Origin of the sequence: Candidatus Jettenia sp. AMX1 (assembly GCF_030263775.1) — a bacterium.
Lineage (GTDB): Bacteria > Planctomycetota > Brocadiia > Brocadiales > Brocadiaceae > Jettenia > Jettenia caeni.
On record NZ_SZPP01000004.1, the window covers coordinates 33,726 to 49,064 of the forward strand.

At 40.7% G+C, this 15,339-nt stretch carries 15 protein-coding genes and 1 tRNA gene; 2 read left to right on the top strand and 14 right to left on the bottom strand.

Annotated features, from left to right (window positions below; all coding sequences use genetic code 11):
* Position 1: 1 nt before the first annotated feature.
* The 4 genes from FBQ94_RS01395 to FBQ94_RS01410 form a co-directional block, all read right to left on the bottom strand.
* Entirely contained in the window at positions 2–652 is a 651-nt protein-coding gene (locus tag FBQ94_RS01395) for a tetratricopeptide repeat protein (RefSeq protein WP_007222485.1), read from the bottom strand.
* Positions 653–791: 139 nt separating this feature from the next.
* Positions 792–1,439: a histidinol phosphate phosphatase domain-containing protein gene (locus FBQ94_RS01400; RefSeq protein ID WP_007222486.1), complete on the bottom strand. Its 648-nt coding sequence runs from the start codon at positions 1,437–1,439 to the stop codon at positions 792–794.
* A 30-nt stretch (positions 1,440–1,469) separates the two neighbouring features.
* A tRNA-Arg gene (locus FBQ94_RS01405) sits at positions 1,470–1,543 on the bottom strand.
* A gap of 455 nt (positions 1,544–1,998) precedes the next feature.
* On the bottom strand, positions 1,999–2,214 hold the full coding sequence (locus FBQ94_RS01410) for a hypothetical protein (RefSeq protein WP_285441941.1): 216 nt from the start codon (positions 2,212–2,214) through the stop codon (positions 1,999–2,001).
* Between the two features lie 1,001 nt (positions 2,215–3,215).
* Here FBQ94_RS01410 and FBQ94_RS01415 point away from each other — a divergent pair.
* Both FBQ94_RS01415 and FBQ94_RS01420 read left to right on the top strand, forming a co-directional pair.
* Positions 3,216–4,940, top strand: coding sequence for a sigma-54 dependent transcriptional regulator (locus FBQ94_RS01415; RefSeq protein ID WP_007222488.1), 1,725 nt, complete (start codon positions 3,216–3,218; stop codon positions 4,938–4,940).
* A gap of 53 nt (positions 4,941–4,993) precedes the next feature.
* The gene (locus FBQ94_RS01420; RefSeq protein ID WP_007222489.1) at positions 4,994–5,167 is read left to right on the top strand and encodes a hypothetical protein; all 174 of its coding nucleotides are present in this window, start codon (positions 4,994–4,996) and stop codon (positions 5,165–5,167) included.
* Between the two features lie 166 nt (positions 5,168–5,333).
* Here FBQ94_RS01420 and FBQ94_RS01425 read toward each other — a convergent pair whose 3' ends face one another.
* The 10 genes from FBQ94_RS01425 to FBQ94_RS01470 all read right to left on the bottom strand — a co-directional run bounded on the left by FBQ94_RS01425 (position 5,334) and on the right by FBQ94_RS01470 (position 15,213).
* A complete protein-coding gene (locus tag FBQ94_RS01425) occupies positions 5,334–5,510 on the bottom strand; it encodes a hypothetical protein (protein WP_007222490.1) in 177 nt (58 codons plus the stop codon).
* A gap of 1,296 nt (positions 5,511–6,806) precedes the next feature.
* Positions 6,807–7,082, bottom strand: coding sequence for a CRISPR-associated endonuclease Cas2 (gene cas2, locus FBQ94_RS01430; protein WP_007222492.1), 276 nt, complete (start codon positions 7,080–7,082; stop codon positions 6,807–6,809).
* 287 nt (positions 7,083–7,369) lie between these two features.
* Positions 7,370–8,086 carry a CRISPR-associated endonuclease Cas1 gene (locus FBQ94_RS01435; protein WP_007222493.1) on the bottom strand — a complete coding sequence of 239 codons (717 nt, stop codon included), beginning with the start codon at positions 8,084–8,086 and terminating at the stop codon, positions 7,370–7,372.
* Positions 8,061–9,023: a CRISPR-associated endonuclease Cas1 gene (gene cas1, locus FBQ94_RS01440; protein WP_007222494.1), complete on the bottom strand. Its 963-nt coding sequence runs from the start codon at positions 9,021–9,023 to the stop codon at positions 8,061–8,063. The genes FBQ94_RS01435 and cas1 overlap by 26 nt, the downstream gene beginning before the upstream one ends.
* A 309-nt stretch (positions 9,024–9,332) precedes the next feature.
* Positions 9,333–9,776 (bottom strand): amidohydrolase family protein, encoded by a 444-nt coding sequence (locus FBQ94_RS01445; protein WP_285441946.1) that lies wholly within the window; start codon positions 9,774–9,776, stop codon positions 9,333–9,335.
* The gene (locus FBQ94_RS01450) at positions 9,661–11,421 is read right to left on the bottom strand and encodes an amidohydrolase family protein (RefSeq protein WP_007222496.1); all 1,761 of its coding nucleotides are present in this window, start codon (positions 11,419–11,421) and stop codon (positions 9,661–9,663) included. The genes FBQ94_RS01445 and FBQ94_RS01450 overlap by 116 nt, the downstream gene beginning before the upstream one ends.
* 324 nt (positions 11,422–11,745) lie before the next feature.
* Positions 11,746–12,027, bottom strand: coding sequence for a CRISPR-associated endonuclease Cas2 (cas2, locus tag FBQ94_RS01455; protein WP_040544394.1), 282 nt, complete (start codon positions 12,025–12,027; stop codon positions 11,746–11,748).
* 99 nt (positions 12,028–12,126) lie between these two features.
* Positions 12,127–12,507 (bottom strand): GxxExxY protein, encoded by a 381-nt coding sequence (locus tag FBQ94_RS01460; RefSeq protein WP_007222498.1) that lies wholly within the window; start codon positions 12,505–12,507, stop codon positions 12,127–12,129.
* Positions 12,508–12,693: 186 nt separating this feature from the next.
* Positions 12,694–13,686, bottom strand: a complete 993-nt coding sequence (cas6, locus tag FBQ94_RS01465) for a CRISPR system precrRNA processing endoribonuclease RAMP protein Cas6 (RefSeq protein WP_007222499.1) — start codon at positions 13,684–13,686, stop codon at positions 12,694–12,696.
* Between the two features lie 300 nt (positions 13,687–13,986).
* Positions 13,987–15,213, bottom strand: coding sequence for a TIGR02710 family CRISPR-associated CARF protein (locus FBQ94_RS01470; RefSeq protein WP_007222500.1), 1,227 nt, complete (start codon positions 15,211–15,213; stop codon positions 13,987–13,989).
* Positions 15,214–15,339: the final 126 nt, after the last annotated feature.

Genomic DNA, 15,339 nt, shown 5'->3' on the forward strand with positions numbered 1-15,339 from the left:
CTTATCGAATTACCGACAAACGGTATTGTGACATAGTAGCCCAGTTACTTTTGGGAGAGAGCTCCACTGCCCTGGTGTAGGAGCGAATTGCATCGTTTGTCTGGCCTGACTTTTCGTAGCAACGGCCTGCATCCCATCCTACTTGTGCAGTAAGAAAACTATCATGAACCGGAACACTCTCAAACTGTTGAATTGCCTCAGGAAAAAGTCCCTTTTCTTCATAGGCATATCCCAGGGATTGTTTCACAATAGGGGCAAGGAGATGACCGCTATACCTATCCAAAAAATCATTATACGCCCTGATGGCCTCATCGTAATTTTCCATGCGGTAATAAATATTTCCTAATTGAAATATTGCCCATGGAGTGGCGCTCGAAGAGGACATGGTATCCTTCATATATTGGTAAGCATCGGCTGCTGTAGATAACGCTGCATTTCTCTCTTTGCGGTCCTTTCCTTTTTGCTCTAAGGCCGTTGACAAGTCATTATTTATTTTTGATAAATTCTCCCATGCAGCCTCAGCTTTTTGGTTCCTTTGATTCATAAAAAAAATACTCCCTGCGCCGATGGCAATAGCAACACCAATACCTATACCAATAAAGACTTTATATTTATTGAGTATACTTACTATATTTGAGGTAGATTCGTTCATGTTCTTTTCTTCTCTCTAAATGTTATAAACTAAATATTTATGTAGGGCAAGGCTTTAGCCTTGCACAGGTGCAAACCTAACGATTTGCCCTACGTATGATGTATTACACATATATATATTAATTACCCGATTAAATTTCTTACGTAGATTTATTAATCAGAGATTCTGCTTCCCGGAAAAGCTCCTGAATATCATTATCTTCCAAACCAGCCCCACGGGCAATCCGTTCAGCGTGGTTACGGTCTAATAAATCATCAGGCGTATGAGAGTCGGAACCAAAAACAAGTTTTGCCCCGACTTTTTTTGCCACTTTAACGACATGTCCGTTCGCATAAGCATGCCCTTTCCGCCCGGTGACCTCCAGCCTGATACCATTACTTTTTGCAAGCCGTGCATCATCCTCCGTTATAAGGCCGGGATGCGCCAGAATATCAGCGCCAGCTTCTATCGCTGCCCGATTTGTCCCCGCCAGCACAGGCTCTGTAATAGTCTCTCCATGTACTAACACGATACAGGCGCCCAGCTCCCTTGCCCGTTTTACCATAGATTTTATATGTTCCGGACGGAGATGAGTTAGTTCAGCGCCGGCGAATACCTTCATTTTTGAGACGGATGTTATTTCCCTGCAAGCCCTCAAGATGTTCGGTATCACGATCTCGATATTAGAATAGTCAACATGGTCGGTTATCACTAACCCGCGAAACCCTTTTGCCTCACAACGCCGGGCTAGTTCTGCCGGTAAGAGCACACCATCGGAGAATAAGGTATGAGTATGTAAATCGATCATATGTATAAAAATACGTATATAACTATTTAATGCGCCCGAGACGATTTGAACGTCTGACCTACGGTTTAGGAAACCGTTGCTCTATCCTGCTGAGCTACGGGCGCATTGTTTATTAACATGCGGTAAAAGTGCTGCAAAACAAACTCAATAAACAAAAAATAAATTATACAGAAAATATTGTTATGTTCAAGGGAATTTATACCCATCCCTCCACGGTGCCCAATGATGCGCTAACATCCACTTTAGTTTATGGCTATAGTATCCTCTGTATGAAACCGAACATGCCGCATTCAACCCCAAAGGGGTGAAATGATTTTGGATACAATATACCCGACCATCAAATCCCGAAGGAATGACATCTCAATACAGGTTTCCCCTATGTCACCCCTTCGGGGTTGAAGGGCTTTTTTCTGCTTTCTCTATAATCATGACATCCCTGCGGGATTAGGTAGAGACGCAACATCTTGCGTCTCCAAAATCTTGCGCTGTACCATTACAAATTCGATAGATTTGCAATAGTGCGTTTCCTGGTCTTCCCTTTCTCCCCATATGCATCAAGCTATAGTACTTCAATGATGAAACCGAACCTATCCTCAACAGAGAAAAGACTACCCCGCCAGTCATTGCGAGGGTCTTGTCCGAAGCAATCCTTTACAAGTCTCAGAAGAGATTGCTTCGGGAAAAACCCTAGCAATGACATTTTGAGAGATTCCGTAACGTTCCCTACACCAGCATACAACCAAAGACTCATGCGCCACATTTCGTTCGGTTTCATCTCTTGGATGCTATAAAATGTGCAACTGGATTCTGTCTTCTGAATTCTCTATTCTGTTGATAAAGAGAATGTACAAAAACTTGTGATCAGGTACTTATATGTCATTACCTACCATAAAAAAAAGTGCATGTTATACATACAATATTGTATGATTTTAAAAATAGGAAGGGTAAAATATAAGACTCGGTTCTGAGACTATTTATGATAATTAGTAATTAAAATTGTATGATATCTGTACAGAAGATACGAATACTCATACAAAAGGAAATGAACAAAATAAATTATCTGCATTCATTATAATGAAATATGTTTCCAATAGTTATATAGTATCCTTGTCAAAGGCTCCCACAGAAAGAAATTCCTGGCAAGTACATTGCTATTAAACACTATGCAGTATTATGCATCTTTAAAAGTTATGGCGATATTGTGTAAGTCTTTTGGATTGGCACGAGAAGTTTTTCAAAAAATAGGATTTTTGTATTTGTTTAGTCATCTCTATGCTAAATATGCTAAGTTTGCTCTTTGAGAAATTAAATACCTTTCACAAATCTGTTGCTGTAATTAACAGGTAAACCCTATTCGCTATTCTGAGAATGTTCTCAGGGGCGTGGGATATTTTTCCCTGATCTAAGGAAGGATATCTTACACAGTTGATAACAGAGGAGAAAAAGGAAGAAAAAAAAGAGGGTGGACACTTAATGCAATAAGCAGTACTCCACAGTATACAAGTACTACCTGGTGTATTAGTGGTAGCGTTCTTTAAAAAGATATAAAAAAGGCAACTCATGTGAGTTGCCTTTTTTGTTAAATCATTACGATGTTTTATCATTTTTAAAATGATCAATTATAGTGTCTTTTCTATGATTTGTTTTTGTGTTTCAATTTTACATTTTGTTGGTTCTCCATTATAGGAATGAATGCGGAAGTTCAGAATCCTTATGGTATTAAGATATCATTACCGTATCATTTGATAGTGGGCAATTTTACTATAGGAAGAATTGATGAAAGCAAAAATACTTGTAATTGATGATGAAGAATGTATCAGATTTACCTTTGAAAAATTTCTCCAATATGAAGGGTACGAGGTATTCACTGCCAAAGATTATAATGAAGCCTTAGCAAAGGTCTCTGAATTACATTTCGATGTAATATTTGCAGATATCGTTCTTGAGGGCAAGACGGGAATTAATTTTTTGAGAGAGGTTAAGAAAAGGAATTATAGCTATCCTGTTGTCCTGATTGCGGGAAACCCCAGCATCGAAACGGCAGCAGAAGCATTGAGGCTTGGCGCATTTGATTATATTCCCAAACCAGTGCGGCAAGAAACGCTATTGCAAGTTACCAGAAAAGCATTACAGTACAAAACCGGGATGGATGAAAAGGAAAAATCCCAGTTAAATCTGGAGGCAATTTTCAGTAGTGTCAGGGACGCTATTATTACGGTAGATAAGGAATTGTCGGTAATCGAGATCAATGAGGCAACAAAAACTATTTGTAATCTGACGAAAGATGCTATTGGGAAGTCAATAAATTCTTTATCAAATTTTTGCAACAGACAATGTCTTAAAACGCTTGAAGAAACCCTTCATGAGAAACAGCCTGCAGAAATATATCGCCTCGAGTGTAAACACAAATTTCATCCACAGCAAGTAGTAAATATTACTACTCACCCGCTTCTCGGTAACAAAGGAGTATTTTCAGGGGCGGTTTTAATAATCAGAGATGAAACACACATGGAAAATCCTAAACACGACAGAAGAGAGCGTCAGCAATTTCATAATATCATAGGAAAAAGTGAAAAGATGCAGACGATGTATTCTCTCATTGAGAATTTAGCAGATGTTCAAACTACCGTTCTGATTACCGGAGAAAGTGGCACCGGCAAAGAATTAGTTGCCGAGGCATTGCATTATGAAGGAGAACGAAACAGTAAGCCTTTTGTTAAGGTAAACTGCGCAGCTTTGTCCGAGAGTTTACTTGAAAGTGAGCTTTTTGGGCATGTCAAAGGAGCCTTTACTGATGCTATTCGGAATAGGGCTGGTCGATTCCAGGAGGCAAACAGCGGGACGATCTTTCTCGATGAGATCGGTGATATATCACCCAGGATGCAACTGCAACTTTTAAGGGTATTACAGGAAAGAACGTTTGAGAGTGTGGGAGATTCTACTCCTATCAGGATAGACGTCCGGGTTGTTGCAGCAACGAACCAGAACCTCAAAGAAAGAATCAGACATGGTAAATTCCGGGAAGACCTTTATTACCGTCTGAAGGTCGTGGAAGTAAACTTACCGCCATTAAGAGACAGAAGGGAAGATATACCATTTCTGGTAAATCATTTTATTAATAAATTCAATAAAAAATTCCAGAAAGAGATTGTGGCTGTCTCTTCGGATGTACAAAAGATATTTATGGCATATCAATGGCCTGGCAATGTGAGGGAACTCGAACATACCCTTGAACATGCATTTATCCATTGTCATCAAAAGACCATCACTGTTAATTATCTGCCAACTGCGTTTAAAGGATTTGTTGGAACAAAAACTTCTTGTATCGAAGATATGAAAGTTGATGAACCTCGGGCAATCCTCCAGGCTCTTAAAATAGCCTCAGGGAATAAGGCAATGGCGGCTCGTTTACTAGGCATAAGCAGACGTACTATCTATCGGAAAATTCGTGATTACAAAATAATGAGCTATAGAAAAAGAGAAGATATTATGAATGATTGAGAAAAGGGGAGCCTGGGAAGCCTTACTAAAGGAGAGATAGAGAGGAGGTTAATATGAATTCAGGTAAAACTCTTCTGAAAGAAAAAGGCATAATGGAGAGCGATTCTTGTGAAATGCTTGCTGCCAGAAGACGGGATCATCTCAGGCAAACGGTTTTTGAGGTGACAGGGATACATCCTATCACGGTATGTCCTGAACAGGGATTATTTGTCAATTTTCACTTCTGAATTGTTGTAACTATTCAGCGTGTTTGAGCGACAAATACTATAAATATAGTAAAAAATGCTCGATTTGCATTTTCTGCCTATATATGGCGGTACAACCTGTGGTTAATTTTTGTGATTATGACTATTTTATGCCATATATTGTATTCGTGAAAATCACGCTGAATAGTTACGGATTAGCAGGCAATACTTTTATAGTTATCAACGATTGAAACCCGACAGCATACGGCAGAGATGGAGTTTTGTAAACCACATGCTCTCCGGTATCGTGATCAATATTTACCAAGGAAATAATCTCAGAGACACACGATTGTAATGGCACAGACTCAGGATTTTGGAGATGCAAAATGTTGCGTCTCTCCTTTTATTTTCCTGCCTAATCCCGTAGGGATGTCATAATTATAGAAAAAGCAAAAAAAACCCCTTCAACCCCGAAGGGGTGACATAGGGTAAACCTGTATTGAGGTGTCATCCCTTCGGGATTTGACGGTAGGGTATATTGTATCCATAATCATTTCACCCCTTCGGGGTTGAATTCAGTATGTTCGATTTCATACAAAAGGTACTCTATACACAGCGTCATTCATCAGGTACGAATCTCCGTTTTCACGGGGACAAGTATGTCATTCCCGCGGAAGCGGGAATCCGGAAAAATACTGGTTTTCCGGGTCAAGCCCGGAACGACAGACGCTTGTCCTCGAATGTAGTTATCGGGGAGTTGTAAACGTATGTCGCTGTGTTAGCTTGATGCATACAAGGTGTATTCCTGTCACTTTAAAAATCGCTTATCTCGGATGATTCCGTCTCCTGGGGCAGCAGGCATTGTAAAAGAATCGCCCTCCATTATGCCTTTTTCTTCCCTTTTCGAAGGTATTTACCAGAGTGATTCATGTAACCTCTTCAAAAATCAATCACCATCTCCCGATATTCGTGAAAACCTCTGGAACGTCAGTTATTAGAACAATTTTGATACAATTGCCCTGCGGATACCACGACACCATCACCCACCCTATTTCACGCCTCCCTTATGTTCTCTTTCGTAAGTTTTTCCTGCGACACGGGTCACCTCGCCAAGAGGTTAACAATTTGGGATATTTTGGAGATCCCGATGATAAATTGTTTAGAGGTCATCCCAAAATCTTAATTTAGTATCCGGAATCATGTGAAAACAGAGGGATATCCGTACAGAAACAGGTCCGGGGATAGCTTCTATGGATATATCCTAAATCTATCCTGGGTCTCATAGATAAGGGGTGATGTGGAAAAAATTGAATAACATTCAATATTAGAGGTCGCAATCCCTTCTATTACAGGTCTTTATTCCTATCGCAAACCCGAAAACAGGGAAACCGTACGGCAGCCTGGTCGCAATCCCTTCTATTACAGGTCTTTATTCCTATAGGTTGGCGGAAGCCTATATCTCAGAGGATGCACAGTCGCAATCCCTTCTATTACAGGTCTTTATTCCTATAAGACAAACTGAAATCACTCATACCAGGGATATGTCGCAATCCCTTCTATTACAGGTCTTTATTCCTATAGCACCCCTTTCCTTTCTCATGTATTATCAAGTATTTACAAAACTGATTTTTCAGTATAGCAGATCTATGAAAAGTTAGCATGCAAATATTTCTGAAATATTTCATAAGAACATTTCTACCCCTTCCGGAATCCTGTCGCCCTGACCAAGCACGACACATTTACTATTGGATGGCAGCGGGTAAATCCGTATATCGTCTTCGTTCCCATCAATGATGCCTTCAAGCTTCTCTTTCAATCCTGTTAATTCCTGCCACGTAAGTTTACAAAAAAATACCGAATACTGTATATGCGTACCTATCCCCTTGAGCGTTTTAAACACCTGCCTTAACCTTTTTTCATTGGTAATATCATAGCAGACGATATAATTACTCTTCATAAGTATATAACCTGAACAAGTTGGAAAAGAAAGTTTTTTATTTTCTCACACAAAGCCACGAAGCCACAAAGAAATACATAAAAAGAGATTAAACAAAATTCCAAAGTTCTTTGTGGCTTCGTGTCTCTGTGTGATTACTTTTCTTATTTGTAAAAAATATTTTGTAAGAAATTAATACTGGCTGAATTCCCCGCTGAGCCTCAGTTCCCTGACAAGCTCAAACATACCATCAATAATATGCTCTGTCATAGTTGCCAGGACATCTTTTCTATTTTCAAAACGCACCGCTATTGCCTTTCTGTCTTCAGACGACTCTCTTTGTTTTTCCGGTGGTCCACTCCTTTTTTCCCATAAAAAAATTGAACAGATTGGAGATCGGTCTCGGGGCCAAGTATGTGGCAAATATCCAGGACAAAACCGAAATCCTGCCGCCTGTGCATTACTCCCATATGAGGGTCGAGTTCAGACGCTATTAATTTACTTATGACCATTTCCACAAAGAGTGCAGAAACGGCATTACGAATAGAGTGAAATATTTCTCGATACGGTGATGTGGCATTCTTTATTACCTGCTGATACTCTTCTTCTTTGAGTCCAACAGTAACATAGTGATCCGGAATCTGATTTTTCAAAAGCCGTTTCAGGACATCAATCTGAATCCTCTGGCGATATGCCCTCAAAAAGGTCATAAACCGATGAGCAGTATAATCTGACTCAAGGAATACCCTTTGCACTTTATAATGTTCTGCCAGATGCTGTTTATACGGCAGAGTTACCGCTATCTGGTTGCCTTTCTTATCCAGAAATGTTATGGGAACATTATTTTGGGTAAAGAGGGTTATCAAACCGGTTTCCAGTTTGATATTCCCGGTAATTACTACCCGCCGAATCATTCGTGCAGGCACACGCCTGCCGGATTTTCCTTCTTCTTTTACCACAAGAGAAGGCCCGTCTCTTATAACATCAAGCGTTGTATTTTCATTCAGGTAAAGTGTTCTTTCCATCCATGACCCTCACAGAAATATCTCTTATCTTTCTGGCAATATCTTTTCTCACCGTTTCAGCCCATGCTTCGTACATCGGGTAAAATTCCTTTCTGGCATCTTTCTTTAAATAAACACCCCCGTTCTCCTGTACAAAATTTTTTGAGGTATATTTTCCCTCCTTAAACATCTCCCATACGAACCGGTCTACCACGGGGCGAAATGGTTCAATCAGGTCGCAGGCAAGGGATTCCCGCCCATACTCAAAGCAATGATAAAAGCCAATGGTAGGATCAAGCCCCGCGATCTGTATCTCCCTCACCGCTTCATAATGAATCAACGTATAGCTCAATGAGAGCATTGCATTTACAGGGTCTGTCGGCGGCCTTCTGATGCGGTTTTCAAACCCCAGCGAAGCCGGAAACAGATCGGTAAACGCAGAGAAATAGGCATTTGAAGCGGCGCCCTCATATCCCCTCAGGCTCTCAATGGCCTCACATTTCGCAGTAATTCCTTCCGCAATATTTATAAGGATACCAAAGACATTGCAAAATGTGGCCTTCAGGTTTTCAGATCCCCTGATTTTTATTGCCTCTCCAAGAAATTCACGCTGCTTCTCTATCTTTTCAAGGATAATTTCCTTCGCTATCGTTATGATAAAATCCTTGTTCAGGGACTTCTCATATTGCTTAACCCTCAGGATGCCATTATTATGAATACGGCCGGTGAGGATGCCCCGGTACTGAAGGCCTCTGCCGGACAGGAATATGACGTTACACCCGTTTTCTGCAAGTTTGTTGAGTACGCTTGTGTCTACCGTATTATTACCGGCTATTATTACCCTGTCGAGTGGTCTTACAGGGACGATGCCTTCCCTTTTTCCGTCCAGGTAAAAGGCGATTGCTTCGCCGTCAAGTTTTATCTGATATCCTTTTCTGTCGATATATAAAGTTCCCATGGTATTGTTGTGATTGTTCAAAATTTTATTTAAATTAGGCCTTCGGCGACTTTGTTTACGGTCATACGTAGGGGCGAAGCATTTGCTGTCCAGAATATAAGATTGACTTCAAGCTCATATCAGCAAATGCTTCGCCCCTACAATAAACATTGAAATTCCTATACATTGAATCAAATTGCCTTTGGTATCTGCTGGTAGACACAGTTTTTGTTTTGTGTAATTACCACAACCTAAAGGTTGCGGCTCCTGTTTGTAATTCCGAATCCGAACGAGTCAGAAGAGACGGTAGTGGCAAGGCGCGCCTTGCCACTACACATTTAAATTTTTAGGCTCAAGATAATCGTGTATCAGAAATGAGAGTATGTGCTTCTCTGACTGTTTAAGCATGATGTTCTTATGTTTCAGAGATAAAAAGCTCGAAACAAATCCCTGCCGTACTATTTTCAGCACATCCCATTTGCTCAATCCCCCTTCCGTTAAATGGCATGCCTTTAAATATTCCCCTGCTAAACTTGTCTGAGAAATGCCCCGATTATCTGTGTTTATAGTTACACCCACGCCCTCATCCAGATATTGCTTGAGTGGATATCTGTTACTAGTGTTATATTCATGGAAATTGTTGTTTATACTGCTGAAATCATAATATCCACATGTTTTGGCATTTGAAGTAGGGCACATTTCCAGTGAGATGTGTAAATCGCGAAGATATTCCATCATTTTCTTGTCCTGGCACAGTTTCAGTCCATGCCCGATTCTTTTTGCATGAAGGTGGTAAAGGGCTTCCCAGAATATTCTGACTGCTTTCTGTCTCTCCTGCATGGATTGTTACCTTTATAAAATGATGATGAAGGGGCTGGAATAGATCAATAAATTGCATAGGGCTGAACCCCCTCTCTTTGCCTGCCAGATCCACTCCGCATACGTGCGGTGATGAGATATACTCAGATGGAAGCTCCATATTAACAGCGTTCTTTGATTTATTTTCGGAAAATACAATAGCTGTGGATATATTCTTACTTATATTGGCTCTATCCTTGTGCCTTGTTGCTATAATGATAAAGTTTACCGTAATAGCAGGATGCGCACTGATAAACTGTGCGGATGTCTCTATGAGTGTGTTCATTACCTCTGAAGCTGTAAGGCCAGCAGTACAATAATTCATGGGAGAGATCCGAACTTCAAGATAACGTATGTTGTCTTTCAGGGACGCTTCCAGCAGGCAATGCATGGCTGTTTCCAGGGCAGTCTTTGTTTGAAACAACATTGAACCTCCAAAATTTCCAGCGTCCATATACAGTTCAAGTCCTTCGGTATCTGTATCACTCTCATAGGTATTTGGCTGAGCAGGTGTTTGCCGCATCAACCGGGAAATCTCATTTACAGATAAGATGCTAAGCTGTACGGTGTTAATTAAAAAAACAGGCAAACCGGGATATATCTCCTTGTAGTATTCTTCTAAATAATGCAATGGATGTTTTTGAGTAGTTCCCTTTCTTTTATAAAGCTCTTCTTCCAGTGAACAGTTCCGAAGTTTTTTCTCTACGGATTGTATTTCCGTCCTCCATCGTTCTTTCGCAAATGTATCACCTAAAATTGCCTCTGCTATTGTTTTGAGTTCCTCTGGGCCGGCAGCGCCACCAAAATGGCAGTGCAGATCGGTTTTTGGCAAGGCGCGAAGCCATGTATAATCCTTTTGTTCATATTTCTTGTCAACACCGATTTTTTCAGACTTCAGGCGCTGGATAATCATGAGTGGTAATGAATACAATGCAGAAAAATTTTGGATTAAATCCGGTTCTTTCTGTATGTCATAGTTGCTTTGTTGTATATCTACCTGTGTGGTTTCAGGCAAATAGTACCTTCTCCGTAAAAGAGTAGAGAGCGGATACCAGTTAATAATCAGATGTTCCGGATACTTCCTGGCAATTTGATAATCCTTTAAACCTCCAGGAGTGTTTTTTAAGTGGAAAAATTCTGCTGAGAGTGTGATTGAAAGATATCCATAAAATCCGTAGATATAACCTGCTTCAACAATTCTCTGCGTAATGTCTTTTCTTCCGGCAGAAGATACGATCAATTTATCTTTTTGATATCGCTCTACCGTATTAAAGATTGTGTTGCGTATTTTTTCATCATCACGTACATTGGTAATATCCTGAATTTCCAAATCGATATTGTTTAAGGAGATATCCGGATACTCAATCGAGAGGATTGCTTTAAGATCATCAAAGACGGCAGTGGTATGTGTTGTGCAAAGCAGAACAAGCTCATCCATCGGTTCGATGAATGATCCTTTAATCTTCCTTGCAGCCTCACTGTATTCAAAGTCACCGTTCAGGAAATCAACCATTTCTATAATTACGTCGTAGTTTTCTCCTAAAGCGCTTAGTAATTTCATAGTTTCCCATGTGTAGTTTATAATTTTTAACTGATTAAATAAGAGGCGGATAAACAATCCTTGTTCAAGACGTCCAGAGACAAGGTTGTCCGTGCCACCCCGAAAATCGCTGACATAAAATCAGCATTGTCCGGTTAGAGTTTTGCATGTATGGCTTTTGTCATACCCGAACTCTTTTATCGGGTATCCAGAGGCTCGTTCCACCCTGGATTCCCGCTAAAAATATGCGGGAATGACATCTTGAGAACAATACAATAAAACAAGCAAAAACCTAACCGGACATTGCTGACATAATATAAAAATTCCTATACAAGTACGTGGCGTTTACCCGAAATAAAAAAACTCCGGGTCCTTTGGAGGTATTGCTGCACCAAAGGTGTGCGACCTGCTTCTCCCGTCCAGAGGGAAGATATGGACACGGTCCGTACTTTCGTCAATAATATTTGAAACGCCGGTAATGACCTCTTTCAGTTCTCCTTGTGTAAGGAAACACTCAAAGACCGACTTCTGGCCACCCGTGCTGAACCCTTTCAAAAAATACCGCATCCGGTTAAGGCGTTTTGGTGTACATATATCGTATGCTACAATGTAGAGATCTCTTTGCATGGTATAATAGATAAAAAATTATTTACCACAAAGGGCACAAAGTTTAACCACAAAGGGCACAGAGTTTAACCACAGAGGACACAAAGCATTAAACAGAGTTCATAAAGTTCCGTTTATTACCCTTTGTATACCGTCTTTTAATTTGACAACATTAAAATTCATCAGTAACCCCAATTTGTAATTTCCTAACTTCAAATAGGTAAGAGTCTGTGCAAGGTGAATGTTATGTAATGCGTCTACGCTTTTTATTTCGATTACCAATGTATTCTCTACCAACAAATCCATCCGGTAACCACACTCTAATCTTACTTCTTCAAAAAACACTGGAATCGGTTTTTCTTTTTCGACAAAAAGTCCTGATTTACCAATTTTGTAATACATACACTCTTTGTATGCGCTTTCCAGCAAACCAGGACCAAGCGCATTATGAACTTCTATTGCTATCCCTATGATTTTACGTGAAAGTTCGTTTTCTGTCATGGTGTTCCGTTAACCACAAAGGACACAGGGTTTGACCACAAAAAACACAAAGTTCAAACACAAAGAGCACAAAGGTTTTATCTTAGTGTCCTTTGTGGTTTTCTCTGTGTTCTTTGTGGTTAAGTCTTTTTACATTATGTCATCGCTATCATCAGAACGCAAAAAAAGAAATATTTCAGAAACATTTCAATCCACGACTATATACTTTCCCAGCCCAAAACTCGTTCCCTTACCAACATGGAGTATCTTCCCTGCCTCTATAAAAGGATAAAAAGGTGAAATAGAACCCTTATATACGATATCTCCCACAAATCCACCGAGTTTCATCCTGGTATCCTGCCTGCGGGAATACCGTTCCCAGTCGCACCATTGGAGATTTGACACCTTTATACCTATTGAGCGTGCGTCGTCTATGAGTATGCGATGATATCCTTCACCGGGTAATCCGGCCTCTGGCAAACTATCTTTACAATAGTAATGCCTGATCAAAAATAATCTCCTCAGAAGCTGCCTGATGAAGATATGAAATTCCAGATCAATCATAAGTTTGCCATCATACTTGAGACGGGTGGGCGTGAGAAATCTCAGGGTAATTTCTTCAGGAGTGTTTTGTATAGCGTTTGAAACACTTCCTTCCATTACCGAGAGGATAGGTTGACTTAAATCTATGCATTCTTTGCTGAAGGATTCGACTTTACGGGTTTTTGAACAGTAGATTAATTGAGTATCGCCCTGAGGGCTGACCGTGTGTACCTCTTGTAGCCGGCAATTTCCCCTTCCCCTGCCGATGCCATTTCTCCCCAGCAGGTCAAAGGTGTAGATAAAATAAGGCAGATATTGTATCGCCTCGCCAATGAGTATCAGGCCAACGGAAAACGTTTGTCCTGCAAGATACCTTTGTTTCTCCTCTTCCGGTGGTTCTATGATAAACGGATGAGGAATAGAATTTACCTTGCCAAGTATGTTGGCATCATCCGGTGAATGGGATTCAAAGACATATGCATAGACGCATCTTTGTTTGAGCAGGCAGTCACGGCAATCTTCTTTCTTCAGGGCGCAAACAACTTTTTTGAACTGCGCGCCAAATGCCCCCCTGAAGGTAGACCCTTTATATGAAGGGAGATGTATTTCCTCTTCAGCCTCCATGATAAAAGTAAAGCGTTTATAAGGTATCTTCATGGGTTATATTTTTTTAATGTTTATGTTTAGGACTTTCAATGTTTGTTGAAATCACAGAACACTGTCAGGGTTGAGAACCCTGACAGTGTTAATTTCCATTCACCCCCTCCGTGTGGCTGCAAACAAAGTCGTCGAAGGCCTAGTTTAATGTTTAGGAAATTCAGAGTTTGTGTCATAGCATACCAACAACCCCCTGAATCCCCCTTAACAAAGGGGGCAAGGGGGTTGTTTTTAACCGTCATGTGCCGTGCATTCAAAAAGTCGCTGCCAATGGCAGCTTAATTTATAAGAGGTACCCTTTTATATATTGAGCCTGGGAAATACAATTACCTCTTCCGGTTTAAATATGTTGAGATCAAGAATGAACTCCTTGAATTTCAGGTAGGTATTTTCCGGTGCGCAGGCAAATCCATGGACAAGATACAAATTATTTCTCTGGGATTGAATCTGGCGGAATTGTGGCAGATGTTTGTTAAATTCCTTACCCAGATCATCACCCAGCGCTTCAAGTAATCCAAATGCGGCATTTTGTGGCGCCTTTATTTTTCCGTCTTTTTTATCTTTGTATTTACTGACAAATTCATCCCTCATCTGTTGCGGTATTTTTTCCTCACTCACATTGCCCGTGTCTATCCTATACTTGTTCTGTAACCTTTCCTGGGCGAGCATTTCAACGATCCTGTAGAGCCGTACTACAGCATCATCTATCTTTCCTTCCTCAAAACGTCTTTCTGCATTTGAGAATAAGTCCAGGATAAATAATCTGTCGGGCTGCTTTTGCATCTGCGCCAGAGATTCATAGGAAGGTTTTAACTGAAGGGTGGCTTTAGCAAAAGATTTTATAGATTCGTCATCGACCTCAAGCAGGTCTTCCATCCTTGCCCTTTCAAATTTTCCCTTTGCATCGCCGTGTCTGAACAGATCCCAGCTATAGTATCCGTCAATAAGAAAGCCCAATTTTTTAAATACCGTTTTGTATTTGGTACTCCTCCTCAATACTTCATCGGTCAACTCCTTCGCCGCCTTGAACTGGTTGGTATTAAACAGGAAGGATATCTTCTTCCGTTCATCTATGGCGAGGAAGTCCCAGGGATTGACACTCTTATATACCTTTTCCTTGCCGTCAAGGACGATCCCCACACCGTCCTTTGTCCTTTCTGTACCGCCCACATAAGAAAAGCTGAAACCGTGTGTAATGGCGGAAAGGGAGAGGGCAACGGACATATTCTTTGTCCCGCCGGTATAATCCACAATAACCTCTTCGTTGTTAAATCCCTTAGACCGTACCCTTCTTACCGCCTCTTCCGCCTTGCTGAAACAGTGATAGAGGTCGTTGACATCATCGACCAGGGTTATTTCGTTTTTTATGGTATATCCCGCCCCGTTTATCCCTTTTTTAATCTCTGACACCTGGTCGCAGGTATTCTGGGAGGCAAAGAAAGATACAAATTCCGGCCGGTATTCTGTAATGGATTTTATAATCGGTGCCGGCGTTCCGCCCACAGAGATTATCATAGCCTTGATCATTTTGTTATCTCCAGTGTATTCCATAGAAACGTTAAATATCCAAGTATGCATGGACAAACAAAGTTTGTCCATGCCACCCTTTCTAATCAATTAAGAAATTCTCACCTTATCCACAAACCCTTCTCT